The organism is Micromonospora sp. NPDC049301 (assembly GCF_040678715.1).
In the GTDB taxonomy this organism is placed as follows: Bacteria; Actinomycetota; Actinomycetes; order Mycobacteriales; family Micromonosporaceae; genus Micromonospora.
Genome location: NZ_JBFAQO010000001.1, coordinates 485,004 through 509,525, shown reverse-complemented (window position 1 = coordinate 509,525; position 24,522 = coordinate 485,004). Strand labels below are relative to the sequence as shown.

Below are 24,522 nucleotides of genomic sequence, written 5' to 3'. Positions count from 1 at the left end.
TTCCGGGGACCTGCACGATCGGCCCGCCTAGACTTCCGGGGTGAGCGACGAGGCCGGGGACCGGGACGGTTCGGGGACCGACGCGCCGCCCGGTGCCGCCCGGCGCGCGTCCGCGTGGATGATCCTCGGCGTGGTCAGCGCCGCACTGCTCGTCTGCTGCTGCTCCGCCGCCGTCGGGCTGCTGATCTCCTGGTCGGCGGGCCTCTTCCACACCCCGACCTGACCGACGGTACGCACCCAGCGTGTCCGCGGGCACCCCACCCACCCGTAGCAGCACCTCGCGGCGGCTGGTCAGGGCCAGGTGGGGGTGCGGCCGGTCTGGGCCAGGAGGTGGTCCAGGTTGGGCAGGTCGGGCGTGTCGGGGCTGGGTACCGGGTCGGCGAAGACGCCCATCTTGCGGGCGGTCGGGGCCAATCGCTCGACCAGCCCGTGCAGGTCGGCCACGACCTCCGGGGCCGGCTGGTACGCCTGGTCGGTGGCCACGGCGAGGTCCCAGCCGTGCACGGTCAGGTCCAGCAGCGCCATGCCGCCGATGACCTCCTGCGGCATGCCCATGCCGGGCGACACCCCCTCCAGGGTGGACGGATCCGACCAGGCGGCGACCAACCGGTCGGTCTCCACGGCGAACCGGTCCCGCCAGCCGTCGGCCAGGTGGTCCGGCTTCGCGGACCACTCCACCGGCCGCTTCACGGCCAGCTCCTGGAAGTTCACCACCACCTCGAACAGATGGTTGAGCAGGTCGCGGACCACGTAGTCGCGGCACGGCGTGGGCAGGTCGAGCTGGTCGTCGGCGATACCGCGCACCACATCGACGGTTCGCGGCGCGGCAGCCGCCAGCAGATCGCTAGTCTGAGTGGCCATAGGACCAGCGTATGAGGGTGGTCTTGAAGAAATGCGACAGCGACCGCGTGGCGACAGCCGGGGCATCCTCGACCCGGGGCGGTTGCTGCGCGAGGTGCACTTCCGCCGGCACCTGCCGGCGGAGTCGCTACGCCCGTGGATCGAGCACTACTGGCTGATCGACTGGGCGTTGAGCGCCCCGTTCGAGCAGCGGGTCGTGCCGCACCCGGCGGTAAACGTGGTGTTCCGGCGTGACGGCGACGGGCCGGAGGCCGGCGAGGTGGCCGGCGTCGGCCGCGACCTGTTCCGGATCACGCTGACCGGCACCGGCCGGGTCTGCGGCATCCAGTTCCGCCCCGGTGGCTTCCACCCGTTCTGGCATCGGCCGGTCGCCGAGCTGACCGGCCGCCGGCTGCCGCTGCCCGCCGGCCGGCTGACCGGGCCCGACGGTCCGGTGTGCGCGGGCACCGACGACCAGCGGCGCCGCGCGCTGGACGCCCTGCTCGTCGCCTGGGCGGCCGAGCCGGACCCGGCGGCCGAGGAGGCCGTCCGGCTGGCCGAGGCGATCCGGACGGACCGGACGGTGCTGCGGGTCGACGATTTCGCCGCGCGCCACGACCTCCCGGTCCGCCGGCTGCAACGGCTGTTCACCGAGTACGTGGGCGTCGGCCCGAAGTGGGTGATCCGCCGTTACCGGCTCCAGGAGGCCGTCGAGCAGGCCGCCGGCGGCCCGCTGAACTGGGCGAGCCTCGCCGCCGACCTCGGCTACAGCGACCAGGCCCACCTGGTCCGGGACTTCACCGCCGTGGCCGGCGTGTCACCCGCCGCGTACGCCCGGTCGGTCCACTGAGGCCCGGCGGGCGGACCTGCCGGTGGCAGCTCTGGTGCCGGTTCAGCGGCGGCGCAGCACGACCACGGCCACGTCGTCCTGGACCTCGGGTGGCGCCAGTTCCACCAGCAGCCGGGCGCAGAACCGCTCCAGGTCGTCGTCCACCGTCCTGGACAGCGCGGCGAGCGCGGCCAGCCCCTCGTCGATGGTGGCGTCCCGACGCTCGATCAACCCGTCGGTGTAGAACACCAGCGTGGCCCCGGCCGGCAGCACGAACTCCAGGTCGGCCGGACGCGGCGCGCGGACGCCGAGCACCGGCGCCGAGTGCTGCACGAACTCCACTTTTCCGTCCAGGCTGAGCACCGGCGGCAGGTGACCGGCGCTGGCCAGCCGGACCCGCCCGGTCGGCGGGTGCAGCAGCAGCACGCAGAGCGTGGCCAGCTCGTTCGGCAACAGGGTCCGCATCAGCTCGTTGACCCGGTGCAGGATCTCACCGGGCTGGTGCCCCTCGACGGCGTACGCCCGCACCGCGTGCCGCAGCTCGGCCATGACCGTCGCCGCGTGCAGCGAGTGGCCGGCCACGTCGCCGATCGCCAGCAGCAGGTGCCCGTCGAGCATCACCAGCTCGTAGAAGTCACCGCCCACCTCGGTCTGGGCGCTGGCCGGCTCGTAGCGCACCGCGAAATCCAGGCCGACCACGTCGGGCAACCGACGCGGCAGCAGGCTGCGCTGCAGGGTCACCGCGATCCGGTGCTCCTCGTCGAACGAGCGCTGCGCCTCCACCGCGGCCGCCACGGCCTGGGAGAGCTGCACGAGCACCGGGGTCCGGGCGGTCTGGGTGGCGGTCGGGACCACCACGTACAGCGGGGCGCGGTCCTCCCGCAACCGGGCGGCGGCCACGGTCACCGAGTCGTCCGCCGGCCAGTCGAGCAGCCCCCAACCCGCCGGGGCCTCCACCCGGACGGTGGAGCCGGTCGGCACCCCGGTGTCGTCGACGACCCACGGCACCACGGTGGCCTCGGCGCCGGGCCCGGTGCAGATCCCCGCGAGGCAGTCGCCGTCGAACGTCTCGGCGATCACCGCCGCCGGACTCTTGAAGATCTGCGCGGCACCCGCCGCGGCGGCCTCCAGCAGTCGCGTGAAGGTCGGCGCGGCGTGCACCGTCACCGTCGTGTCGGCCAGCCCGAGCAGCCGCTCGGCGAGCAGTTCGGCGCGCTGCCGGGCCTGGTAGTAGCGCAGCACCGCCCGGCTGGTGGCGATCAACTCCTCCGGCTCGATCGGCTCGGTCAGGTAGGCGTCCGCACCCCGGGTCAGCCCCTGCGCGCGGTCGGCGACGTCCACGGCGTGCGCCGACACGTGGATCACCGGCATCGCCGGGTGTGCCGCCTTGACCCGTTCGCAGACCTCGTAGCCGCTCATGTCGGGCAGCCGGACGTCGAGCACCACGAGGTCGATCTTGTCTACCTCGACCCGCGCCAGCGCCTCGGCGCCGTTCTCAGCCTCCAGCACGGTGAACCCGGCCCGGGTCAGCCAACTGACCAGCAGGTAGCGCTTGGTACGACTGTCATCGACCACCAGGACGGTCGCCGGCCCGCCGCCCACCGTCACGCTCCGCCCACGGGCAGGGAAACTGTGAAGGTGCTGCCCCGGCCCGGCTCGCTGGTCAGCTCCAGCGTCCCGCCGAGCAGCGTCACCAGGCGCCGGGCGTACGGCAGGCCGAGGCCGGTGCCGCCCACCCGGGTCGCTCCGGGCACCTGGTAGAACTCCTCGAAGATCCGTTCGTGCAGCTCGGGGGCGATACCCGGGCCGGTGTCGCTGACGGTGAAGTTCCACCGGTCGTCGAGCTGCCGGGCCCCCAGCCGCACCTCGCCCCGCTCGGTGAACTTCAGGCCGTTGTGCAGCAGGTTGCGCAGCACCTGGCCGAGCAGCACCTCGTCGGTACGCAGCACGGCAGGTGCGGACGGCTCCTCGACCACCAACTCCACCCCCGGTCGGGTGGCCAGGGCGCGCAGCGTGCCGCGCAGCTGACCGAAGACCGGGCGCAGGTCCACCTCCGCCCAGTCCGGCTCGATCCGGCCGGACTCCGCCTTGGCCAGGTCCAGCAGCTCGTTGACCAGCCCGAGCAGGTCCGACGCCGAGGAGCGGATCAGGCCGACCTGGCGAGCCTGCTCGGCGGTGAGCGGGTCGGAGGACGAGTCGGAGAGCAGCCGCCCCAACCCGATGATCGCGGTGACCGGAGCGCGCAGCTCGTGGCTCACGTTGGCCAGGAACCGGCTCTTGGACTCGCTCGCCGCGCGCAGCTGGGCCGACTTCTCGTCCAGCTCGGCGTAGAGGGCGACCACGCCCCGGTTGGTCTCCTCCAGCTCCTCGGTCAGCTGGTTGTAGAGCGCCAGCACGCCCCGGTTGGTCTCAGCCAGCTCCTCGTTCAGCACGGCCAGCTCGTCGCGTTGGCTGCGCACCTCGTCGAGCGCCGCGATGAGCTGCCCGTTCTGTGTGGTCAGCTCGTCCAGGGCGCTGCTCGGCGCGGTACGGCCGAGTTCAGCGCGGAACTCGGCGAGCCGCTCCGGGGTTGGTGTCGGCGCGTTGGCCGGGACTCGTCGGGACATCCTCACGACCGTAACCCCCTGGACGGTCGACACGCTCAGCGTGTGGACCAGTCGGGACACCGCGCCGGACTGCGGCTCGTACCGGCCGTCCGGGAGCGGGGTCAATGGAGCCAGGTCGGCACGGAGGTGGAACCGGCCGTCGGCGGCCGCGTCGACGTGGAAGGAGACGTCCGCTCCCCCGACCATACGGAGCAGGTCCCGGGCCACCTCGCTGAGCGCGGTGGCGATCCTGATCTGGTCCTGGTGTTCCAGACCGACCACCGCGGCCACCTCACGGCCCCGCTGACGGATCACGAAGATGTCCTGCTCGACCCGCAGCGCCATCTGGAGCAGCGGCAGGGCGCTGGGCTCCCCGGTCATGCCCAGGACCTCGCGACCAGCACGCAGGCGTCGTCGCGCCGCACGCCGGCGTCGCGCAGCAGGGTCGCCGCCATCACCAGCGGCGACCGCTCGGCCAGCCCGGGGTAGTCGTTCAACCGCCAGCGGTCGACCACGCCGTCGCTGTGCATCACCAGCCGGGAACCCGGGCCGAACGGGTAGTCGTACCCCCGGACCGTCGGTCGCTGGTGCCCGGCGATGCCGGGCAGCGACACCAGCCCCCGGCGCTGGCCGTCGCCCTCGATCACCACGCCGGCGATGTTGCCCAGCCCGGCGTAGTGCAGAACCCCGGCCTCCGGCACCAGCTCGGCGACCGCCAGCGCCGCCCCGCGGGTGTACGACATGGCCCGGTGCAGATGGCTGACGACCGCTGCCGGCGGGCCGGCCGGCGCGTCGCGGAACGCGGTCACCGCCGCCTCGGTGGCGGCGGCGGCCAACGGGCCGTGTCCCAGGCCGTCGCTGACCAGCACCTGGTGCCGGCCGTCGGCGACCCGGACGGCGTACCCGTCGCCGCTGACCGTCTCGCCGCTCAGAGGCCGGGTGAGAGCACCCGCCCAGGATGGTTGGGCCGGCTCGGCCGGCCAGATCTGCACGGCGAGGACCGTGCCCCGGCCGGGCAGCGAGTATCCGTCGAACCAGCTGGCCTGCCGGACGATGGCGCCCAGACCGATGCCGAGCGTGCCGGTGGTGGAGTGCCCGTCCTGGGACGAGACGGTCAGGTCGGCCATGCCGGGCCCGGAGTCCATGGCCACCAGCTCCACGCCGGCCTCCCCGGCGCGGCGTACCGGCCGGAGCAGCAGGACACCTTCGTCGGCGTGCTTGACCAGGTTGCTGGTCAGCTCCGCGGCGACGATGGCCAGGTCGGCGATGCGCGGCTCGCCCAGCTCCACCTGCTCGCCGAGGCGCTCGGCGGCACGCCGGACGGCGCTGGCCGCGCTGCTGGCCTCCACCCGGAACCAGATGCCGCTGTCGGTGACAGCGTCCCCGTTCACCGGGACCACTTGGTGACCGCGATGCGGGTGCCGGTCTCCGCCGAGGTCTCGATCTGGAACTCGTCGACCAGTCGCCGGGCACCGCTGAGACCGAGACCGAGACCGCCGCCGGTGGTGTAACCGTCGGTGAAGGCCAGGTCGAGGTCGGGGATGCCGGGCCCGGAGTCGACGAAGACGATCTGGATCCCCCGGCGCCGTCCGTTGTCCACGGTTGTCACCTCCACGGTGCCGCCGCCGCCGTACACCAGGGTGTTGCGGGCCAGCTCGCTCGCCGCGGTGACCACCTTGGTCTGGTCGACCAGGGAGAGCTTGACGGCCACCGCCACGGCGCGGACCAGCTGCCGGACGCGCACCACGTCCTCGTCGCTCCGGATCGCCTGCGCCTGCGGGTGACCCAGGTCGAGGCCGGCGGTCACGGCGTGGCCGTCTCGGCGTCCGGATCGTCGTCGAGCTGGTGGTCGAGCTCGTCGGCGCGGGCCGCCGCGATCAGCTCCATGCCGCGCTCGACGTTCAGCGCGGTACGGATGCCGTTCAGCGACAGCCCGAGTTCGACCAGGGTGATGGCGACGGCGGGGCGCATCCCGACCACCACGGTCTCCGCGTCGAGCACCTTGGAGATCGACGCGATGGTGGAGAGCATCCGCCCGACGAAGGAGTCGACGATGTCCAGCGCGGTGATGTCGATGATGACGCCGTGGCAGCCGGTGGCGACGATCCGTTCCGCGAGGTCCTCCTGGAGCTGGACCGCGGTCTGGTCGGACATGTCGAGCTGGATGGAGACCAGCAGGATGTCGCCGATCTTGAGGATCGGCACCCGCTCCATCAGGCTTCCCGGCGTGGCTGTCGGCGGGCGGTCTCCACCCCGGTGAGCCGCAGGACGTGGCGCAGCGCGTCGGCGAGGCTCGCCTTGGTGGCGATGTCACCGAACTCGATGCCCAGCGCGACGATGGTCTGCGCGATCTGCGGGCGGATGCCGGAGATGATGCAGTCGGCGCCCATCAGGCGGGCGGCCACCACGGTCTTGAGGATGTGCTGGGCGACCTGGGTGTCGACGGCCGGGACGCCGGTGATGTCGATGATCGCGTACGGCGAGCCGGTGTCGACCAGGGTCTGCAGCAGCCGCTCCATGACCACCTGGGCACGGGCCGAGTCCAGGGTGCCGACCAGCGGGACGGCGACCACGCCCTCCCAGAGCTTGACCACCGGCGTGGAGAGCTCGAGCAGCTGCTCGGCCTGGTCGGCGATCAGGCTCTCCCGGGTGCGGACGAAGCTCTCGAACGTGAACAGGCCCATCTCGTCGACCAGACCGGAGAAGGCGATGTAGTCGCGCAGCGGGTTGGTGCCGCCGGCCTCCTCCACGAGCCCCGCCAGCACCTCCTTGAGAGCGAAGACGCTGATCGCCGTCTCGGTGGCGGAGAAGCCCTGCCGGGCCCGGCCGCGGGACAGCTCGGAGAGCGTGGCGCGCAGTTCCGCCGCGCTCTCGGCGGACAGGTCGATGACCCCCTGCTCGCTGGCGGCCATGATGGCGCGGTGCAGGTCCTGGACCTGCCGGCGCAGCTCGGCCTGGCTCAGCCGGCCGCGCAACGAACCAGTGATGATCTCGGTCCACCGCAGCGTGACCTGTTCGGCGTGCCCGCCGAGCAGCGCGGCGAGCCGACCACTTTCCTCGGCGCTCAACGCCATTACAAACCCCCCTCGACCTGGACCGGGCGGACTCTATCACCGGGGCCTGGTCAACTACTTGTCCCGTAGCAACGGAATGATGAAGCCCACCAGATGCGGGCTCCCGATCTGCGTGTGACCCCCGTCGTGGGATACCGTTCCTCCGATAACAGGAGGTCTGGCGAATGTCCTTGACGGTGCACACGGAACAGCGCGGCGACGTGGTAGTCGTGTCGGTCGCGGGCGAGCTGGACATGGCAACCGCACCCCAGTTGCAGGACCAGATTACGGACCTGCTCGACAAGGGTCGCAACCGGTTGGTCTTCGACCTGGCGGACGTCTCGTTCTGCGACTCGACCGGTCTGTCGGTCTTCGTCCGCGCCAAGAACAGCTGCGACGAGGCCGGCGGCGTGGTGCGGCTGGCCGCCCCGCAGCGGGGCGTGCTGCGCATCCTCGAGGTGAGCGGCCTGGTCGAGGTGCTGCACACCTACCCGACGGTGGATCAGGCCGTCGCCGGCGACCCGACGCCGGCCTCCTCCTGACCGCTGCCGCTCGTCACTCGTCCTCGACGTAGCGGGGACGGGCGATCGCCATGCCCGCCGCCGTCTGCACGGCGAGCGCGACGAGCAGGAACCCGACCGGCGCGGTCCAGCCGCCGGTGACCTCGTAGAGGATGCCGACCAGCAGCGGGCCGAGCGCGGCGATCACGTACCCGGTGCTCTGCGCGAACGCGGAGAGCGCGACGGTCCCCTCGGCGGTCCGCGCGCGCAGGCCGATGGTGGTCAGGATCATCGGGAACGCGCCCTGGCCGATCGCCAGCAGGATCACCCAGAGCAGCGCGGCGCCGTGTGGTGCCAACGCCAGCCCGAGGTAGGCCAGCGCCGACGCGGTGGTCAGCCCGAGCACCAGCGGGCGCAACGTCTTCAGGCGGCCGGCCAGGGTGGGCATCAGCAGCGCGATCGGCACGCCGAGCGCGGTCACCCCGGCGAGCAACAGCCCCGCCGACTGGGGCTGGTAGCCGGCGTCCCGGAACAGCTGGGCCAGCCAACCCATGATCGCGTACCCGCTCAGCGACTGGGCGCCGAAGTAGACGGCCATCGCCCAGCCCAGGCGCGTCCGCGCCGGCCGGACCCGCGCCGGTGGGGCGACAGCCGCCGTCGGGGTCGTCCGCCGCGCGGCCGCCCGGGCCCGCAGCGCCAGCGGCACCCACGGGAGTACGGCCACCGCTGCCATCGCGGCCCAGATGCCGAGCCCGGCCCGCCAGGACCCGAAGGCGTGCGCGATCGGCACCGCGGAGGCGGCGGCCACCGTCGTGCCCACGGTCAGGGTCATCGTGTACGCCCCGGTGACCAGGCCGGTGCGGTGCGGGAAGTGCTGCTTGACCAGCATCGGCAGCAGGATGTTCGCGACCGCGATGCCGGCCAGCGCCAGCGCGCTGGTGAGCAGGAAGACCCAGGTCGAGTCGGTGGCGACCCGGAGCACCTGACCGGCGGCCAGGGCGAGCATGGCGACCACCAGGACCCGGGCCGGCGCCACCCGGCGGACCAGCCACGGGGTGAGCGCGCCGAGGCCGGCGAACGCGATGGTCGGCAGGGTGGTGACCAGGCCGGCGGTGGTCCCGGAGAGCCCCAGCCCGTCGCGGACCTCGTCGAGCAGGGCGCCGAGGCTGGTCACCGCGGCGCGCAGGTTGAGCGCGACCAGCAGCATCCCGACCAGCACGAGTGCGCCGCCGGTCGCCGGGTGGGTCCGACGGCCCGCACCGGGGTCGCGCGCCGGGCCGGGGTCGACGACGACGGGGGCGGGAGGTGCCGGAGCGGCGGTCGGTGGCGGGGTCATGGCCTCTAACCTACAATCATGGGATGAATTTGGGACCGGTGATGTAACCAGTGCCACCGTCGGTCGATTCCTTCTCCGCGCCGCCGGTGCCGCCCCGCGGCCACCGGGTCCGGCAGACCATCGAGCAGCTCCGGGCGCGGATCCTGGGTGGCGAGTGGCCGGTCGGCGCTCGCATTCCCACCGAGCCGCAGCTGGTCGCCGCGCTGGGCGTGGGGCGCAACACGGTCCGCGAGGCGGTGCGCGCCCTGGTACACGCCGGGGTGCTGGAGTGCCGGCAGGGCTCCGGCACGTACGTGGTGTCCACCGACGAGCTGGCGCCGGTCGTGGCCCGCCGACTCGGCGACGACCGGATGACCGAGGTGATCGAGGTGCGGCGCGCCTTCGAGGTGGAGGCCGCCCGGCTCGCCGCGCTGCGGCGTACCCCGGAGGACATGGCGGCGCTCGACGGCGCGCTCGCCGAGCGCGAGGCGGCCTGGCACGGCGGCCGGGTGGACGCGTTCGTCGAGGCGGACGCGGCACTGCACACCGCGGTGGTCGCCGCCGCGCACAACGCCATGCTCGCCGAGCTGTACGCCTCGGTCGGCGCCGCCCTGCGCAGCACGGTGGCCCAGGCCATGGGGGACGCCCTCACACCCGAGCGCTACGTCGACCACACCCGGCTGGTCGAGGCGATCCGGGCCGGCGATCCGGGCCGCGCGGCGATCGAAGCCGGCGCTTTTCTGGAGCCCGCCGGAGGGGCATAGGTTGTGCCGGACGGAAAACCGGACACCTCGGGAGTACGAATGCTCAAGGGCTTCAAAGACTTCATCATGCGCGGCAACGTCGTCGACCTGGCGGTCGGTGTCGTCATCGGCGCCGCGTTCACGGGCGTGGTCACCGCTCTCACGAACTCGTTCCTCAAGCCGATCATCAAGCTGGTCGGCGGCGGGGAGGACCAGTTCGCGGGCCAGTGGGAGATCAGCAAGGGCAACTTCATGGACTGGGCGGGGTTCCTCAACGCCCTGATCACATTCGTGCTCACCGCGGCGGTGCTCTACTTCTTCGTGGTGTTCCCGATGAACAAGCTGGCCGAGCGGCGCCAGCGGGGCGAGGAGCCGCCGCCCTCGGCGCCGAGCGAGGAGGTCAAGCTGCTCACCGAGATCCGCGACGCGCTGGTCTCCGCCGGCCACGCCACCCCTGGCCAGCAGCGCGGTGCGCTGGACGACGTGCTGGGCCGCCGCACGGAGCCGCCGGCGCCGCGCTGACCGACGGATGCACATCGGCCCCTGTGGGATTCCCGCAGGGGCCGCACCTTCTCGTACGTGTGTTCGATAGAGTCCGCCCATGGAGCAGCGGAAGCACTGGTGGAACGGGAAATGGGGGCGGCTGGCCCGGCGGGACGTCTTCCTCCGGGTGGACGCCGACCGGTGGCACGTCGAGCAGCGCGCCGGCGGCGCGGAGGGCATCTCCCGGTTCTACGAGTACGGCAGTGCGGACGAGGCCGAGGAGACGGTCCGGGCGCTGCTCGACGGCCCGGACACCTGGCGCGAGCTGTCCCCGCGTCCACCGGGCGGCTGGACCTCGCCCAACGCCTGAGCGGCGGACGGTCGACGGCGGCGTTTAGCGGCGTACCGCCCCGGGAACCGCGGTGGGATGGACCAGCAGCAGACCATCTCGCGGATCACCACGGGGATGCCGGTGATCGACCCCGCCGGCGCCGAGGTCGGCACCGTGGATCTCGTTCAGCGGGGTGACCCGAACGCGGTGACCGTCCAGGCGCCGACCGCCGATCCGGGCAGCAGCCTGGACGAGTTGATCGAGGCCACGGCCGTCGAGGAGCCCGAGGTGCCGGCCGACCTGGCCGCCCGACTGTTGCACGGCGGCTACCTGAAGGTCTCCACCGAGCTGATCGACGCCGGCGCGGTGTACGTCCCGGCCGACCGGATCGCCGCCGTCGCGGACGGCCGGGTACGCCTCACGGTCGGCGTGGCCGACCTGCCCGCCGAGGAGTGACGCACGCACGGAGATCCACACCGGCTGGGGCGAGGTTGATGGTGAGCGCCATACCTCACAGGCATGTTTATGACTCACAGGTATATCGCCAACGACAACAACCACCGCCACACCGGGTGTGATCGCGCAGGGGCCAGGGGCGGATGACGGTCGCCCGCCGGATGGAGCCCCTAGGACGACCGGGCGCCGCCCGTCGCCGGCAGCGGGTCGGTCAGCGCCGCCGGAGCGGGCGCCGCCGGAGCGGGCTGATCGGATGCGGCGGGTGGGCGGCGGTGGAAGAGCAGCAGCATCAGGCAGCCGGCGACCAGGCCCCAGAACGCGCCGCCCACCCCGATCAGCGTCACCCCGGAGGCGGTGACCACGAAGGTGACCACGGCCGCCTCCCGGGTCGCCGGGTCGGTCACCGCCGAGGCGAGCGCGGTGGCCAGCGCGCCCAGCAGCGCCAGTCCGGCGACCGCCTCGATGAGGATCGGTGGGGCGACCGCGACCAGCGCGGTGGCGACGCCGGCGCCCAGCCCGAGCAGGGCCAGGCCGACGCCGGCGGTGACCGAGGCGACCCACCGGCGTTCCGGGTCCGGGTGCGCGTCGGGGCCGGCGGCCAGCGCGGCGGTGATCGCCGCGAGGTTCACGGCGTGCCCACCGGCCGGGGCGGCCAGCAGGCTGGCCAGACCGGTGGCCCGCAGCGCGGCGCCGAACGGCGGGCGGTAGCCGTAGCCGACCAGCACCGCCATGCCGGGCACGTTCTGCGCGGCCATGGTGACCAGGAACAGCGGGAGGGCGAGCCCGACCAGCGCGGACGCGTTCCAGGCCGGCGTGGTCAGCGCGACCGACGGGATCAGCGCGGCGCCGGTCAGGCCGGCCGGCGGCGCGGTCAGCGCGATCGCGGCCACCGCCACCAGCAGCGCGCCGGGCACCGCCCAGCGGCGGGCGTACCGGTGCAGCAGCAGCCAGCCGGCCACCACCGGGCCGGCCACCGTGGGCAGCTCGACCAGTGCGCGGACCGGCGCGGTGCAGAGCGGCAGCAGCACCCCGGCGAGCATCGCGCCGGCCACCGGCTTGGGGATGGCGGCCACCGCTCGACCGAGCGGCGGGAACAGCCCGGCCGCCACGATCAGCAGCCCGGAGACGAGGAAGGCGCCAACCGCGACCGGCCACCCGCCCGGCGGCGGCCCGGTCGCCACCAGCAGTGCCGCTCCCGGCGTCGACCAGGCCACGCTCATCGGCATCCGGTGCCGCCACCCGAGCCAGGCGGCGGCCAGCCCGGCCACAACGCAGAGGGCGAGCAGGCCGGAGGCCGCCTGCGCGTCCGACGCGCCGGCCGCGCGGAGCCCGGCCAGCACGACGGTGAACGAACTGGCGAAGCCGACCAGAGCGGTCACCACCCCGGCCAGCACCGGTTGCGCCCGTCCGACCATCCCACCCTCCCGACTGTTCCGTTTACGGAACGACAGCGTGTAGCACGATAGCCGGGTGCCGCACCGACCACCAGTCCGCCGTCCGGGCCTCGACGTGGATCCCGCCGTCGTCGGCCGCCGGGTCCGCGCCCTGCGCGAGGAGCGGGGAATCTCGCTGTCCACCCTGGCCCGCCTCGCCGGCGTCGGAAAGGCCACCCTCTCCGGCCTGGAGCACGGCACCCGCAACCCCACCCTGGAGACGCTCTGGGCGGTAACCGCGCAGCTCGGTGTGCCGCTGACCGCCGTACTGGCCGAGCCGGCCGCCGCGCCCACTGTGCACGGCACCGCGGTCAGCGCCACCCTGCTGGAGGTGTTCACCGACGCCGACGCGACCTACGAGCTGTACCGGATGCGGGTCGCGCCCGGGCCGGGGCAGCTCTCCCCCGCCCACCAGCCGGGGGTCACCGAGCACGTCACCGTCTTCGCCGGGGTGCTGCGCGCCGGCCCGGCCGACGCACCGCTGACCGCCTCGGCCGGTGGTCACCTCCGCTGGGTCTCCGACGTGCCGCACATCTACACGGCGGTGGGGGACGAGGAGGTCGCGGCCAGCCTGTTGCTGCGCTATCCACGGCTCTGAGCCACGCTCCGGGCGGGCCCGAGCGGGGACATCGGCATCATTTCTCGGCCCTTCGCAGTAGTGCGTAGAGACGAAGGCGGGGTGTTCTTGGCAAGCTTGTCCCCATGACGCTGATCCTCCGCTCGGTCATCCTCAACGACATCGGCCTGATCCGGACCAACAACGAGGACTCCGCCCTCGCTGGTGACCGCCTGATCGCAGTCGCCGACGGCATGGGCGGGCTGCCCGCGGGTGAGGTGGCGAGCGAGATCGTGATCCGGATCCTGGACGAGCTGGCGCCGCCCACCGACCCGGACGGGGCCGCCGACGCCCTGCGCGCCGTGGTCAGCACCGCCAACCAGCGCATCCACGCCGCCATCACCGTCGACCCGAGCCGCGAGGGGATGGGCACCACGCTCACCGCGGCACTGCTGGCCGGCGAGACGCTGGTGCTGGCCCAGGTCGGCGACTCCCGTTGCTACCTGCTGCGCGACGGGGAGTTGACGCAGCTCACCCGGGACGACACCTTCGTCCAGTCGCTGGTCGACCAGGGCACGCTCTCCCCCGAGCAGGCCCGGCACCACCCGCAGCGGTCCCTGGTGACCCGGGCCGTGCAGGGCGCCGACACCCCACCGGCGATCGGTGTGCTCACCGTGGTCCCCGGCGACCGGCTGCTGCTGTGCAGCGACGGGCTCTCCGACTACGTCGAGGACGAGGCCATCGGCGCGGCGCTGGGCATGTACACCGACCGCCAGCAGTGCGGCGAGCAACTGGTGAAGCTCGCCCACCACGCCGGAGCGCCGGACAACGTCACCGTCGTCGTCTCCGACGTCGTCACCCGCTGACCCGCCCGACCTGGCCAGCGGTCCGGGTGACCGGCCGCGTGAGCTTCGGCGACCCACTAGGTAGTTGTGCCATCCCGTGGGTCGTCTTCGGGCCGCCCCAGCAGTACGCGGGCGCGATCGTGGAGAGCATCGGCACCGCGCCCGGGCCCCGCCCCGGGCCGGTCCGGCTGCACGCCAGGGGCATCACCAAGCGGTACGGCCGCCGGACGGTGCTGCGCGACGCGCTGCCCGTCGGCTGACCGGTGTTGCCGCCGTGGATCCGGCCAATCCGGTTGCTCTGAACCAACACGGCAGGCTCAAATGGGCGGATGACCATCCGCCGGGTGACCGCCGAGGAACGTCTCACCACCAGCTTTCCGCTGGCCGCGTACGCCTTCGAGTCGTCGCCGCGCAGCGCCGCCCGGACCGAGGAGTTCCGCGACTACCTGCCCTATCAGGAGGGCAACCGGACGCTGATCGTCGAGGAGGACGGCAGCACGCTGGCCGCCTGCTCGGCGATCCCGATGCGGCAGAACCTGCGGGGGGCGGTGCTGCCGATGGCCGGCGTCGCCGGGGTGGCCACCCATCCGCTGGCCCGCCGGCAGGGGCACGTCCGGACGTTGCTGCACCAACTCCTGGACGAGATGCGCGACGAGGGGCACCCGCTCAGCGCGCTCTATCCGTTCCGGCCCAGCTTCTACGCCCGGTTCGGCTACATCGGGCTGCCCAAGCCGCGCACGGTCACCTTCACGCCGGCCGACCTGGGCTCGCTGCTCCGCGCCGACCTGCCGGGCGAGGTGCGCTGGGAGCGGATCGGCGACGGCTACCCCACCTGGCTCGCCTTCATCGAGCGTTGCCTCCAGGACCGGCACGGCTTCGCGGTCTTCCCGGACTACCGGGCGGTCGGGGTGCGCGACCGGGACGAGTACTGGCTGCTCACCGCCCGGGTGGCCGGCGAGGTCACCGGGATGGTGACGTACCGGATCGACGACCACGGCGGCACGCTGGCCGGCAACGAGCTGTTGTACGCGGATCCGCTCACCCGAGCGCTGCTGTTGCAGTTCTTCGCCCGGCACGTCGACCAGGTCGAGCGGGTCACCCTCCAGGTCACCCCGGACGAGTTGCCGGAGCTGTGGCTGACCGATCTGGACGTCCACGTCGAGGCGCGGATCGCCCGGCCTGGCTCCTCCGCCCCGATGGCCCGGCTGCTGTCGCTGGACGCGCTGAACGGGCTGCCCGCGGGGCCGGGCCGGGTCCGGATCGAGCTGACCGGTGACCGGTGGCTGGCCGGCAGCCACCTGCTGGACGGCACGAGCGGGTCGCTGGAGCTGTCCGCCGGCGCGAGCGGCCGGGCCCCGACCGCCACGCTCACCGCCGCCGGTCTCTCCGCCCTGGCGTACGGGGTGCTGGATCCGGCCGAGCTGCCGTTGCGCGGGCTGGGCGAGGTGCCGGCGGACGCCGCCGCCGAGCTGCGCGGGATCTTCCCGCGGCAGGTGCCGTACCTCCTCGCCGACTTCTGACCGCCGACCCAGCCTTAGGCGCGGGTTAAACCGGCATGGCAGATTCGCTCCGGCGCCTACGCGGCTCCTAGCATCACGGGGTGCGCATGACGTCGCTTGTCGCCCTGCTCGTCCTCGGTGTCGCCACCGCGACCCTGCCCGCCTGCGCGCCCGACGACCCGGCCCCGGCCGCCTCGCAGCCCGGCCCGCCGGCCGAGCCGGAGGCGCTGGCGACCGGCGACCAGGGCGTGGCGCCGGCGGCCCGGGACGGCCTCGGCGGCCCGGGGGCCAGCGCGAGCCCGAAGCCGGCCGGCAAGGCGCTCGCGGCCGGCAACCCGAACGGCAACGCCACCGTGCCGGCCGAGGCGCGGGCGGTGGACACCTCCAGGCCGACCCGCACCATCGGCACCGGCACCCCGGCGAGCTGCACGTCGGCGGCGGTGGTGAAGGCCGTCGCCGCCGGGGGCGTCATCACCTTCAACTGCGGGCCGGCTCCGGTGACGATCAAGATGACCGCCACGGCGAAGGTCCGCAACGCCAACGGGCCGAAGGTGGTGCTGGACGGCGGCGGCAAGGTGACGCTCAGCGGCCAGGGGCAGCGCCGCATCCTCTACATGAACACCTGCGACGAGGCCCAGGGCTGGACCACCTCGCACTGCCAGAACCAGGACCACCCGCAGCTCACCGTGCAGAACCTGACCTTCGCCGACGGCAACTCGACCGGCGACAAGGCCGAGGGCGGCGGCGGTGGGGCGATCTTCGTGCGCGGCGGCCGGTTCAAGGTGTTCAACTCGCGGTTCGTCCGCAACCGCTGCGACCGGACCGGCCCCGACCTGGGCGGCGCGGCCATCCGGGTGCTCAGCCAGTACGAGAACAAGCCGGTGTACGTGGTGGGCAGCACCTTCGGCGGCGCCGCCGGCCAGGGCGGCTCCTGCTCGAACGGGGGCGCGCTGAGCAGCATCGGCGTCTCCTGGGTGGTGCTGAACAGCGTGCTCAGCCACAACGAGGCGATCGGCAGCGGCGCCAACCCGGCCAAGTCCGGCACGCCCGGCGGCGGCAGCGGCGGCGCCATCTACTGCGACGGCAACGAGTTCACCGTACGGATCGCCGGCACCATCATCGAGAACAACAAGGCCAACGAGGGCGGCGGCGCGATCTTCTTCGTCAGCAACAACCGCACCGGCACGATGACGATCGAGAAGTCCACCCTGCGCCGCAACCCGAGTGCCAAGTTCGAGACCCGGGGCTTCCCCGGCATCTTCTTCCTCGGCGCCCGCAACCCCACCGTCAGCGGCTCCAAACTGAGCTGACCAGCGCGTACCTCAGTAGGGGTTGCCCTGGCCGGCGGCGCGGGCGCGGAGCAGGCCGCCCGGCCGGCCGGGCAGGTCCGACGCGGCGGACAGCGGCGGGCTGTCGGTGTGGCCGCTGTCGGCCATCCCGGCGAAGAGTTCCTTGAGCGCGGTGAGCGCGGTGATCTTCGGCTGCCAGTCGAGCTCGGTCTCCGCCCGCTCGCTGGACATCAGCGGCGCGTTCAGGGCCAGCTCGACCCAGCCCCTGTCGACCGGTTGCAGCCGCGCCCACCAGGTCAGCGCCGCCGCCACCCGCAGCACCGGCCCGGCGACGGGCACCGTCCAGCCGTGGAAGTGCCGGGCCACCAGCTCCGGCGTCAGCACCGGGTCCGCGGCGACGTTGAAGGCGCCCCGCGCGTCACCCAACACCGCCCGGGCGTACGCGTCGGCCACGTCGTCGGCGTGCACCGCCTGCATCCGCAGCCGGCGGTTGGTGGGCACCAGCGGGATCCGGCCGAAGCGCAGCAGCCGCACCGGCGCCAGCGGGCCGAGGAAGTACCGGGTGATCTCCACGCCGGCATCGCGCTGGAAGATCAGCCCGGGTCGCAGCCGCACCACCCGGAGCGCCGGGTGGTCCCGCTCGAACCCGTCCAGCAGCGCCTCGACCTCGGCCTTGTTCTCGCTGTACGACGAGCCGGGCACCCCGGTCGCCGGCCAGCGCTCGCTCACCGGATGGTCCTTCGGCCCGGGCGCGTACGCCCCGACCGAGGAGGCGTACACCAGCGCCGGCACGCCCGCCCGCACCAGCGCGTCGAACACGGCCCGGCTGCCGTCGACGTTGGTCCGGCGCAGCACCCGCTGGTCGTGGCTGGGCTGGATCTGCCAGGCCAGGTGCACCACCGCGTCCGCGCCGGAGAACACCCCGGCGAGCTTCCCGGCCGCATCCGGCGCGCCGATGTCGCACGAGTGCCACTCCACCTGGTCGTACGGCTCGCCAGCCTCCGGGCCGGGCAACCGCCGGGCCACCCCGACCAGCTCCACGCCCCGTTCCCGGCGCAGCCGCCGCAGCAGCGCCGTACCGACGTTGCCGCTCGCCCCCACCACCACGATCCGCATGTCCGACCCCGTACCCGCCCAGTCGCCCGCCAACCGCCACTGTCAGCCTGGCACCCGACCCGGCGCTTGGCCCGGCGCTTGGCCCGGCGCTTGGCCCGGCGCTTGGCCCGGCGCTTGGCCCGGCGCTTGGCCCGGCGCTTGATCGACTCGGTTTCCTGGAAGTCTGGCTGTCACGGCCGTCCGGACAGCGCGACTTCCCCGATGTCGAGTGGGTCAGGGGCGGGGCGACTGCCGGACCCAGCCGTGCTTCTCCTTCCCCCGCCGCCCGGCCGTGGCGGCCAGGCAACGCGGGCAGATCCAGCCGACCGGGTCGGCCTCGGTGAGCACGTCGGTGCCCGAGTAGTCGAAGCGCACGTGCGGAAAGCGGCGCAGCCGGGTCCGGCTGAGCGCCAGGCCGCACACCGTCTGGTTCTGGCCGGGCAGCCAGGCGTGCACCTCCCCGCCCGGCTCGCGTACGCCGTCCGGCCCGATCTCCTCCCCGGACGCCGCCACCGCCGGGGTGCTGCTCGGCTTCATGCCCGCTCTGGTTCCCCACCCGCCCGAACCCATGCACGGCACCGAAACCCCACGTGATCCACTCCCCATCGCCGACATGGGTGTAACCAGCGCGTCAGACACCGCCAGCTCGCCGATCTGGTGTTGATCAGGGGCGGTGGGTGCCGGTGGGCCCAGGCATCGACGGTCGGCCGGAAGCCGAGAGTCGTCGGCGGGCACCGTCCGGTAACCTGAGCGCGCGGGCCGCTAGCTCAATGGCAGAGCTGTGGACTTTTAATTCTCACCAGCGCTTTTTGTCTCCGCTACTTACCGTAGCCTCTTTCAGTCCGAACTCTTGCGCCTGTTTCCAGGAAAGTGCCGCCGGATATCAGCAGGTCAGCGTGGTCGTTACCCATTGTGTTCGCCAGGGGCGCGATTGCTCGTGGTCGAAATCCAGATTTTAGGCTTGTAATCCCTCCCGGCCGCTGGCATCCGATCACCCATGGAACACCCACGGCCCCCAGCCACCATGCTTGATTGCTGTGCGCGCCAGCTACGTCAAACGTGGCCGATCTTTCGTCGGGTCGGATTTCTCCGTAACCGCAAGCAAGCTTCTGTAGCCGAGACGCGACTGCGGGCTGCGCGGTGGGTCGGCTTCACACCGGACGAGGCCAAAGGGGCCCGTCACTGTTCGGCGCGACCAATCAACCGTACATCGGATTGAATCCCTTGATCCACTTCTGTTGAGCGTGGTCGTATGCGTACATCTCGTCAGCGCTTGGCTCAGGAGAACCACCATCCCCGATCCAGCGGTATGGCACTTGTGTTCGCTACGGATCACGATCAGCGAAGGCAAGCCTCGGTTCCCCGTCCACGCTCAACCACCGCAAACCACGCGACGGAGGGCCACCAACGCGGGACGCACCACCTCAACGCGGTGTTGTCGACGATCAGCAAACCGGCCGGGTCTCCGAGGTGGTCGACCACGTAGTCCCGCACGTCGTCACGGACCGCACCGACGTCCCAGTCCGCCCAACGCAGCAGCCGCTGCATACCGTCCGGCGACACATCCCCGGCCTGCTCAGCCAGGGTCCACCCGCTCTTCCGGCTCAGGCCCGAGATCAGCCCGCAAAGGTGTTGTCGCCCACGTCGCCGCGGCTCAGAGCGACGAAACCGAGGCCCGATACGGGCATGCAGCCGGTCCAACTCTCCATGCCAACGATCGACATCAACATCCGTCACATTCGGACCAACGAACGCGAACCGAACTCCATTCGCCTACTGGCGTTGCAGCACTAGCCCTTCGACAATCCAGGAGCCGGGGCAACGCCCAGAGTCACCCCGGGCCCACTAGCCCACCGGCGGGCACGGGCGCGCCCCGGCTCCCCTTCCAACACCAGTTCAGTCGCCCAGATAGGCGATCGCTGCCCAAAGCAACTGACCGAGGGCGCCGCTAACCGCGGATCGGTGCGTCCGTCGTCGGTCGTCAACCCGCCTGCTGAGCGCGGCCGCAGCATTTATGAACGTCGCCGACGCGGGCGCCGCAGCCTGGGGGCGTGGACGACGGTGCTTGGGATGGTGGCGCGCCGGTTGGGTTGGACGGCTGGTTGCGGGGTTTGAACCTTGCCAAGCCTGCACCCTACAGCCACACAGATCTGGACCCGCTCGGCCGCAACGCCGACCTGACGGACGCACCCCGTTCGGAAAACGGCTATCCAAGTTCATCTCTCAATGCCGCGAGTTCCGCATGGTGAGGAAAGTCAGAGAGTACCGTGCCGAGCAGTGTCTGAACCTTAATGTCTTGCCCGCCTCCGCCAAGCCGAAGAGTACGCAGGGCAGCGAACCAGTTCGCCCTGCCAGTTCCGCTCAGCTTTAGGCGCGAAACGTCGCCGCCGGCGCGGGCCCAGATATCCTGATCGGTGGGGCCGGCCGGGTAGAGGTCTGACATGAGTTCCTCGATCTCGCGCCAACGCTCGGGGGCGGCTGGCTGGACGACGGACGCTGCCTTCGCTCCGCCGCGGTCGAGCGCGACTGGGAAGTTGTCTTCGAGGTCCGATGCCTTGAAGATTGGATGCTGTCGGCCAGGAACGGTGCGCCGGACCTGCTCGCTGACGTAGTTGAAGACGTCGAAGACGCGGATTAGTCCGTCGCCCGTCGTTCGGGCCTTCCCCTTGAACGCCTCGAGTAGTCGCTCCGTGAAAACGCTATTACGTGCGTCCCGAAGCACGAGTGACGTCTCGTTCGCCCGGGAGGAGGCAATGATCACGCGGCCGGCGCCTTGCGCAAGCCTTCCGAGGGACTTCTCGTCAAACCCGAGCCGGACTTCCTCATTCTCGTTTCTCTTCAAGGTGCCCGCCCCGCCGGCCTGGCAGGCGTCAATAAGCACGAGCAGTCGCCTCGCCTTTATGCCAGCGAGGGCGGCCGAAAATTCCGGCTCCCCGAGCACGGTGTCCCGCATGTTGGTAGTCTGGCAATCGACCGGGACTAGCGCGCTCGTTTCGGTAGGTCCCGAGCCGATCCGCGCGCCGTGTCCCGAGAAGAAGATGACGACGCTGTCGTCCGGATCGGCCGACGACGCCAACTCTGCCAGCTCGGCGCGAATGGCGTCCAGCGTAGCCTCCCCGTCGAGAAGCTGCCGAATGTTACCAGGCAGGAAACCACAATAGTCGGTCGATTGAAGAACTGACGCGATGTCGCGGGCATCGTTTAGCACGGCCTCAGGAAGGCCGCTGATCTCGTTATAGTTGGCAATGCCAATTACCAGCGCGCGACCTTTGGCAAATGTCACGGGTTCACATCTCACTCTCTAAGCGCGCCGTCGCACTCAATCTGGCGCTCACAGGCGGCCTCCGAATTCCTTGTCGTCAGCCATGAAACGCAGCGAGGCATTTGAGGGAAATTCCGTCAGCATCTCACGCAGGAGCTTGTCCACCCGAGGGCCTTTACCCCCGCGACGGATCCTGCTGAGCGCGTCCCGCCACCTCGCGCGGCCGTTTCCAAATTGTTGAAGGTCGGCGTTGTGGCCGCCGGCTCGTTCCCACAGATTGTCATGGTCTGGGCCGGTTTCGAAGAGTTCCGCTGCCAGACTCTCTAGCGATTCCCATTTCTCCGCAGGGCTGATCGGGGACAGCTTGTGCCACCAGCGGTCCAGCGGACCAAGCATCGACACGCAGGCGCGCAGGGCGGGCCGGATGTCTTCGCGCCTGTTCCGCAGCATTCGTAGGAGTTCGTCCGTAGCATGCCGCCACCGTCGCTCCTGCGTCAGACGCCCGATCGCCTCGGCGTCGGTAGGAGGGATGGGGCGGGAATGGTTTGCCACGAGGCGGAGCCAGGCGCAGAAACGGTGTTCGTCGAAGGCCGGCAGAGCCAGCATGATCTGGATGGCCGCACCGACTCGGCCGTCCGCGAACTGATCGAGTAGCGCGTCGAGCTTGTGATCGCTAAGGATCGCGGCTTGGATTTCTGGTTCCAGGCCGGGAGTGGCCCTATTGGCGGCGACGTTGTCGAGCCATCCTCGCGCCGTCGCACGGATCAAGGCGTCCCGGGTTGTGCCCGTCATCGTTGACCACAGCTCGGGGCGACGCGCGAAGCCCGTCAGATCGGCGAGCGGTGTGCGCGACAGGCGCTCGACGAGTTGGGGCGGGACTGGTCGACTGTCAAGCACGTCCACGAGGACGGCGTCGAAGGCTGAGCGCGGGTCTGCCGGGCCACGCCAGGCGTCCATGTTGAGGTCTAAGGCGGTTGACCAAACCAGTCGGGCCGCTTCCCGAGACAGGTCCTCGTCCGCGAGCAGTGTTGGTGTCTGCGCGACCTGCTCGGCGGCAAGCTGAATTACCCTCGGATCGACCACCTTGGCTGCACATACTAGAACCTCGCGTGGTGTCGCCTTGCTGAGCGCCAGCCGGACGCCGTCCGTAGCGGCCGGCGGTGGCTCGACTGCGACCTGCAGGCGAACCGCCTCGGCAGGGTTGTAGGCAGCTGACGCTGTCGCACCATGCAGTCGGTAGAGATGTTCCTGTCGGGCATGTTCAAGGATTGGCTGCGCGGCATCGCGCTTCAACCTTTGCGGCGCGACGCTGACGAGTCGGTCCTCTAGTCCCGTGTCTGCCTCGACTACCTTCCAGAGCAGCTTCACGATTGCAGGGTCTGCCTCGGCCCACCGCCAGAACGCGGTGACGAACGCTGCACCTTGGACGCTAGCGGAACGCGACAGGCCACCTAGCACCGCCGTTCGCCAGTCCTCCGTGCTCTCCGATGCCTCCATCGCGTCCGCGATGACCAGCATGAAGGCAGGGTCCTGAGCTGCTGGGAAGCTGTTCCTCGCGGCCCAGTTCTCCAGCTCAGCCCACACACGTTCGGCCTGATCAAAGCTTCGCAGAGCCAGGTTGCGAAGCGGCAGAACGTCGTCCGCCGTGGCATTTCGCAGATGTGACGTCAGACGGCCCATCAGGCCGGCCTTGTCGTCTGCACCGTGCGCAGTGGTTGGCGATAGACGTCCCACCAAGCGGACAGCAGCTACGGTGTTGGCGATCGTGTCCGGCTTCAAGACGGTAAGTCGGTACGCTTCCTCGAGTAGCGGGAGATCGCTGAAGCTGGTGAGCTCGGCACCGATTCGGTCGGTGAAGGAGCGCAGGGCCTCGCCTTCGCTGGAGCCGCTGAGCATGGCGGCGGCCAGGGTGGGCGCCTTGGGGTACTGCGCTTCGATCAGCCGATGGCCCCGCCATCGCCCGATTAGGCTGGGAGGCGTGCAGACCAGCGCGGGTTGTGGCGTCTCGACGAGGTCGCCGGGGCCGAAGCTCAGCCGGAAGGCGAAGCGTCGGCGCATTGCGGGCAAGAGCCTTCCCCAGAGGGATATCACCAGCTCGTCGAAGCCGTGGTTCCCGAGGCGAACCACGGGCCCGGCTTCGCGGGTCGAGAGCGCTGCCGCCGCCGTCGGCAGATCGGCCGATGGCGGTGGAACTTCCTGACCAAGGTCGAGATTTAGGGCCGGGAGGTCCGACGGCGCGCTTGCCTCAACGATCAGCTGATCGAAAAGGGGCCGGAGATCGGGTGCGTGGACGACGTCCTCGATTGGCACGATGAGTGCGTGGGACAGCACCATGCCGGCCCTCGCTGCGCGCACGTCCATAAAGGTGCGTGCCACCACGAAGTGGTGCCGATGTGCGAAGCCTGATACAAACGGCGACCAGTCCACGCCGGGCGGCACCGTGTCCGGCAGGTCGAGGCGCGGCGCGAGCTCAGCGGCCAGCATTGGGTCGCCGCTCGCCGCCTTGACTGCATGGCCGCCTTTGACCTCACCGAATATTGCCTGCTCCACGATCACGCTTGGCCCTATCCGCCCGTCGCTATCGCAGGCCGTCGAGAAGCATCTGGATCGGCAGGGTGAGATCCGACGAATGCAATCCGTCCGGCTTCACCACGTAACCGAAATGCTCCGGTCCACGGCTGACATAGTCGCTGTCTTTATCGTGTGGGCTGAGTGGCCGTCCCAAGGCTGAGAGCCCCATGATGGACGGCGCGTACCAGGTGGACCGCACAAACGCTGCAAGCATCGGCAAACGTTCTTCTAGAGCCGCCGCCGGCGTTCCATCAAAGTCGAGTTCGTCCCAGCACGTGAGCAACACACCAAGCCTTGGACGATCAGCTTGCCGCCCAGTCGCTGCGCCGCCCACAAAAATCAGCATCTGCAGGAGTTCGATGAGCCGAGCCTGATCAGAGATTTGCAGTTCCCGGTTCTCGATCGCCGCCCCGCGTAGGTCCCCGAGCGGGCGCGAGAAGATGTCTTCCCCGAACCGCGTCTGCTGAAGGCGGATCAGCAGTAGCCAGGCAGGCGCTTGTCGCACACGCGACTGCCATGCGTTCGGCACCCGGCGGGAGGAGATCATGCTCTTGATTTGCTCGCCGCCGTAGTCGGGCCAGACGAGCTCCGCTTGGTGTCCAGCTACATCGGCGACGGGCCAAACGCTGTCCATGTAGGTTGAGGTGGCGGTGTGTCCGGCTGCCTTTCCTTCGTTCAGACTTTCGAGGGCTGACTCGAAGGGCTCGAGGTTCGTTGCCTGTCCGCTCATGCGCAGGTGGCCGTCACCCTTCATCAACCGCCTGAGAAGCTGGGCGCCGAAATGTGTCTTTCCGACCCCGCTTTCACCGAGCAGCAGAATCGAGTCGCGCGACATGG

The 24,522-nt window shown here is 71.1% G+C and carries 26 protein-coding genes and 1 pseudogene; 12 read left to right on the top strand and 15 right to left on the bottom strand.

Annotated elements, in window-relative coordinates; all coding sequences use genetic code 11:
• The first annotated feature begins 40 nt into the window (after positions 1 to 40).
• A complete protein-coding gene (locus AB0K07_RS02465; RefSeq protein ID WP_363750375.1) occupies positions 41 to 223 on the top strand; it encodes a hypothetical protein in 183 nt (60 codons plus the stop codon).
• Between the two features lie 68 nt (positions 224 to 291).
• Here AB0K07_RS02465 and AB0K07_RS02460 read toward each other — a convergent pair whose 3' ends face one another.
• Positions 292 to 861 (bottom strand): TIGR03086 family metal-binding protein, encoded by a 570-nt coding sequence (locus AB0K07_RS02460; RefSeq protein WP_363750374.1) that lies wholly within the window; start codon positions 859 to 861, stop codon positions 292 to 294.
• A gap of 31 nt (positions 862 to 892) precedes the next feature.
• On the opposite strand from AB0K07_RS02460, the gene AB0K07_RS02455 reads away from it, so the two are divergent.
• Complete coding sequence (locus AB0K07_RS02455; protein ID WP_363750373.1) at positions 893 to 1,690, top strand: AraC family transcriptional regulator; 798 nt, start codon at positions 893 to 895, stop codon at positions 1,688 to 1,690.
• A gap of 42 nt (positions 1,691 to 1,732) precedes the next feature.
• Here the strand turns inward: AB0K07_RS02455 and AB0K07_RS02450 are convergent, their stop codons facing one another.
• Genes AB0K07_RS02450 through AB0K07_RS02425 form a run of 6 tightly spaced genes read right to left on the bottom strand, consistent with a single transcriptional unit; the run spans position 1,733 to position 7,328 of the window.
• A complete protein-coding gene (locus AB0K07_RS02450; RefSeq protein WP_363750372.1) occupies positions 1,733 to 3,271 on the bottom strand; it encodes a SpoIIE family protein phosphatase in 1,539 nt (512 codons plus the stop codon).
• 2 nt (positions 3,272 to 3,273) lie between these two features.
• On the bottom strand, positions 3,274 to 4,635 hold the full coding sequence (locus tag AB0K07_RS02445; RefSeq protein WP_363750371.1) for an ATP-binding protein: 1,362 nt from the start codon (positions 4,633 to 4,635) through the stop codon (positions 3,274 to 3,276).
• Positions 4,632 to 5,645 (bottom strand): SpoIIE family protein phosphatase, encoded by a 1,014-nt coding sequence (locus AB0K07_RS02440; RefSeq protein WP_363750370.1) that lies wholly within the window; start codon positions 5,643 to 5,645, stop codon positions 4,632 to 4,634. Before AB0K07_RS02440 ends, AB0K07_RS02445 begins: the two co-directional genes overlap by 4 nt.
• Positions 5,642 to 6,061 carry an ATP-binding protein gene (locus tag AB0K07_RS02435; RefSeq protein WP_363750368.1) on the bottom strand — a complete coding sequence of 140 codons (420 nt, stop codon included), beginning with the start codon at positions 6,059 to 6,061 and terminating at the stop codon, positions 5,642 to 5,644. The genes AB0K07_RS02440 and AB0K07_RS02435 overlap by 4 nt, the downstream gene beginning before the upstream one ends.
• The gene (locus AB0K07_RS02430) at positions 6,058 to 6,468 is read right to left on the bottom strand and encodes an STAS domain-containing protein (protein ID WP_234587807.1); all 411 of its coding nucleotides are present in this window, start codon (positions 6,466 to 6,468) and stop codon (positions 6,058 to 6,060) included. Before AB0K07_RS02430 ends, AB0K07_RS02435 begins: the two co-directional genes overlap by 4 nt.
• The gene (locus tag AB0K07_RS02425; protein WP_363750366.1) at positions 6,468 to 7,328 is read right to left on the bottom strand and encodes an STAS domain-containing protein; all 861 of its coding nucleotides are present in this window, start codon (positions 7,326 to 7,328) and stop codon (positions 6,468 to 6,470) included. Before AB0K07_RS02425 ends, AB0K07_RS02430 begins: the two co-directional genes overlap by 1 nt.
• A 164-nt stretch (positions 7,329 to 7,492) precedes the next feature.
• On the opposite strand from AB0K07_RS02425, the gene AB0K07_RS02420 reads away from it, so the two are divergent.
• Positions 7,493 to 7,849, top strand: a complete 357-nt coding sequence (locus AB0K07_RS02420; protein ID WP_363750365.1) for an STAS domain-containing protein — start codon at positions 7,493 to 7,495, stop codon at positions 7,847 to 7,849.
• 13 nt (positions 7,850 to 7,862) lie between these two features.
• Here the strand turns inward: AB0K07_RS02420 and AB0K07_RS02415 are convergent, their stop codons facing one another.
• A complete protein-coding gene (locus AB0K07_RS02415; protein WP_363751395.1) occupies positions 7,863 to 9,014 on the bottom strand; it encodes an MFS transporter in 1,152 nt (383 codons plus the stop codon).
• A gap of 179 nt (positions 9,015 to 9,193) precedes the next feature.
• Between AB0K07_RS02415 and AB0K07_RS02410 the strand changes: the two genes are divergently transcribed.
• The 4 genes from AB0K07_RS02410 (at position 9,194) to AB0K07_RS02395 (ending at position 11,135) form a co-directional block, all read left to right on the top strand.
• Positions 9,194 to 9,886 carry a FadR/GntR family transcriptional regulator gene (locus tag AB0K07_RS02410; RefSeq protein ID WP_363750363.1) on the top strand — a complete coding sequence of 231 codons (693 nt, stop codon included), beginning with the start codon at positions 9,194 to 9,196 and terminating at the stop codon, positions 9,884 to 9,886.
• Positions 9,887 to 9,925: 39 nt separating this feature from the next.
• Positions 9,926 to 10,387: a large conductance mechanosensitive channel protein MscL gene (gene mscL / locus AB0K07_RS02405; protein ID WP_363750361.1), complete on the top strand. Its 462-nt coding sequence runs from the start codon at positions 9,926 to 9,928 to the stop codon at positions 10,385 to 10,387.
• Positions 10,388 to 10,466: 79 nt separating this feature from the next.
• A complete protein-coding gene (locus AB0K07_RS02400) occupies positions 10,467 to 10,718 on the top strand; it encodes a hypothetical protein (RefSeq protein ID WP_363750359.1) in 252 nt (83 codons plus the stop codon).
• 57 nt (positions 10,719 to 10,775) lie between these two features.
• Entirely contained in the window at positions 10,776 to 11,135 is a 360-nt protein-coding gene (locus tag AB0K07_RS02395; protein WP_363750358.1) for a hypothetical protein, read from the top strand.
• A 170-nt stretch (positions 11,136 to 11,305) separates the two neighbouring features.
• Here the strand turns inward: AB0K07_RS02395 and AB0K07_RS02390 are convergent, their stop codons facing one another.
• Entirely contained in the window at positions 11,306 to 12,550 is a 1,245-nt protein-coding gene (locus tag AB0K07_RS02390) for a benzoate/H(+) symporter BenE family transporter (RefSeq protein WP_363750356.1), read from the bottom strand.
• A gap of 55 nt (positions 12,551 to 12,605) precedes the next feature.
• Between AB0K07_RS02390 and AB0K07_RS02385 the strand changes: the two genes are divergently transcribed.
• The 5 genes from AB0K07_RS02385 to AB0K07_RS02365 all read left to right on the top strand — a co-directional run bounded on the left by AB0K07_RS02385 (position 12,606) and on the right by AB0K07_RS02365 (position 16,778).
• Positions 12,606 to 13,166, top strand: coding sequence for an XRE family transcriptional regulator (locus AB0K07_RS02385; RefSeq protein ID WP_363750355.1), 561 nt, complete (start codon positions 12,606 to 12,608; stop codon positions 13,164 to 13,166).
• Between the two features lie 104 nt (positions 13,167 to 13,270).
• Positions 13,271 to 13,990: a protein phosphatase 2C domain-containing protein gene (locus AB0K07_RS02380; protein ID WP_363750353.1), complete on the top strand. Its 720-nt coding sequence runs from the start codon at positions 13,271 to 13,273 to the stop codon at positions 13,988 to 13,990.
• Positions 13,991 to 14,028: 38 nt separating this feature from the next.
• Entirely contained in the window at positions 14,029 to 14,229 is a 201-nt protein-coding gene (locus AB0K07_RS02375) for a hypothetical protein (protein ID WP_363750351.1), read from the top strand.
• 69 nt (positions 14,230 to 14,298) lie between these two features.
• Positions 14,299 to 15,489, top strand: a complete 1,191-nt coding sequence (locus AB0K07_RS02370; RefSeq protein ID WP_363750348.1) for a GNAT family N-acetyltransferase — start codon at positions 14,299 to 14,301, stop codon at positions 15,487 to 15,489.
• Between the two features lie 86 nt (positions 15,490 to 15,575).
• Positions 15,576 to 16,778 (top strand): hypothetical protein, encoded by a 1,203-nt coding sequence (locus AB0K07_RS02365; protein WP_363751393.1) that lies wholly within the window; start codon positions 15,576 to 15,578, stop codon positions 16,776 to 16,778.
• A 12-nt stretch (positions 16,779 to 16,790) separates the two neighbouring features.
• Here AB0K07_RS02365 and AB0K07_RS02360 read toward each other — a convergent pair whose 3' ends face one another.
• From AB0K07_RS02360 to AB0K07_RS02335, 6 genes and pseudogenes are all read right to left on the bottom strand, one after another.
• Complete coding sequence (locus AB0K07_RS02360; RefSeq protein ID WP_363750346.1) at positions 16,791 to 17,873, bottom strand: NAD-dependent epimerase/dehydratase family protein; 1,083 nt, start codon at positions 17,871 to 17,873, stop codon at positions 16,791 to 16,793.
• Positions 17,874 to 18,086: 213 nt separating this feature from the next.
• Positions 18,087 to 18,389: a hypothetical protein gene (locus AB0K07_RS02355; RefSeq protein ID WP_363750344.1), complete on the bottom strand. Its 303-nt coding sequence runs from the start codon at positions 18,387 to 18,389 to the stop codon at positions 18,087 to 18,089.
• Positions 18,390 to 19,283: 894 nt separating this feature from the next.
• Positions 19,284 to 19,589: pseudogene (locus AB0K07_RS02350) on the bottom strand (transposase); the annotation flags it as partial.
• A 469-nt stretch (positions 19,590 to 20,058) separates the two neighbouring features.
• Positions 20,059 to 21,135, bottom strand: a complete 1,077-nt coding sequence (locus AB0K07_RS02345; RefSeq protein ID WP_363750342.1) for a caspase family protein — start codon at positions 21,133 to 21,135, stop codon at positions 20,059 to 20,061.
• Between the two features lie 48 nt (positions 21,136 to 21,183).
• On the bottom strand, positions 21,184 to 23,670 hold the full coding sequence (locus tag AB0K07_RS02340; RefSeq protein WP_363750340.1) for an effector-associated domain EAD1-containing protein: 2,487 nt from the start codon (positions 23,668 to 23,670) through the stop codon (positions 21,184 to 21,186).
• Between the two features lie 22 nt (positions 23,671 to 23,692).
• On the bottom strand, positions 23,693 to 24,520 hold the full coding sequence (locus AB0K07_RS02335) for a hypothetical protein (protein WP_363750338.1): 828 nt from the start codon (positions 24,518 to 24,520) through the stop codon (positions 23,693 to 23,695).
• Positions 24,521 to 24,522: the final 2 nt, after the last annotated feature.

What these genes read in the sequence shown, in the direction of transcription:
- AB0K07_RS02445 (WP_363750371.1), bottom strand. Translation starts at nt 4,635, where the DNA reads ATGACCGGGGAGCCCAGCGCCCTGCCGCTGCTCCAGATGGCGCTGCGG.
- AB0K07_RS02460 (WP_363750374.1), bottom strand. Translation starts at nt 861, where the DNA reads ATGGCCACTCAGACTAGCGATCTGCTGGCGGCTGCCGCGCCGCGAACC.
- AB0K07_RS02380 (WP_363750353.1), top strand. Translation starts at nt 13,271, where the DNA reads ATGACGCTGATCCTCCGCTCGGTCATCCTCAACGACATCGGCCTGATC.
- AB0K07_RS02415 (WP_363751395.1), bottom strand. Translation starts at nt 9,014, where the DNA reads ATGCTGCTGGTCGCGCTCAACCTGCGCGCCGCGGTGACCAGCCTCGGC.
- AB0K07_RS02400 (WP_363750359.1), top strand. Translation starts at nt 10,467, where the DNA reads ATGGAGCAGCGGAAGCACTGGTGGAACGGGAAATGGGGGCGGCTGGCC.
- AB0K07_RS02335 (WP_363750338.1), bottom strand. Translation starts at nt 24,520, where the DNA reads ATGTCGCGCGACTCGATTCTGCTGCTCGGTGAAAGCGGGGTCGGAAAG.
- AB0K07_RS02430 (WP_234587807.1), bottom strand. Translation starts at nt 6,468, where the DNA reads ATGGAGCGGGTGCCGATCCTCAAGATCGGCGACATCCTGCTGGTCTCC.
- AB0K07_RS02425 (WP_363750366.1), bottom strand. Translation starts at nt 7,328, where the DNA reads ATGGCGTTGAGCGCCGAGGAAAGTGGTCGGCTCGCCGCGCTGCTCGGC.
- AB0K07_RS02395 (WP_363750358.1), top strand. Translation starts at nt 10,776, where the DNA reads ATGGACCAGCAGCAGACCATCTCGCGGATCACCACGGGGATGCCGGTG.
- AB0K07_RS02370 (WP_363750348.1), top strand. Translation starts at nt 14,299, where the DNA reads ATGACCATCCGCCGGGTGACCGCCGAGGAACGTCTCACCACCAGCTTT.
- AB0K07_RS02360 (WP_363750346.1), bottom strand. Translation starts at nt 17,873, where the DNA reads ATGCGGATCGTGGTGGTGGGGGCGAGCGGCAACGTCGGTACGGCGCTG.
- AB0K07_RS02390 (WP_363750356.1), bottom strand. Translation starts at nt 12,550, where the DNA reads ATGGTCGGACGGGCGCAACCGGTGCTGGCCGGGGTGGTGACCGCTCTG.
- mscL (WP_363750361.1), top strand. Translation starts at nt 9,926, where the DNA reads ATGCTCAAGGGCTTCAAAGACTTCATCATGCGCGGCAACGTCGTCGAC.
- AB0K07_RS02420 (WP_363750365.1), top strand. Translation starts at nt 7,493, where the DNA reads ATGTCCTTGACGGTGCACACGGAACAGCGCGGCGACGTGGTAGTCGTG.
- AB0K07_RS02455 (WP_363750373.1), top strand. Translation starts at nt 893, where the DNA reads ATGCGACAGCGACCGCGTGGCGACAGCCGGGGCATCCTCGACCCGGGG.
- AB0K07_RS02365 (WP_363751393.1), top strand. Translation starts at nt 15,576, where the DNA reads ATGACGTCGCTTGTCGCCCTGCTCGTCCTCGGTGTCGCCACCGCGACC.
- AB0K07_RS02355 (WP_363750344.1), bottom strand. Translation starts at nt 18,389, where the DNA reads ATGAAGCCGAGCAGCACCCCGGCGGTGGCGGCGTCCGGGGAGGAGATC.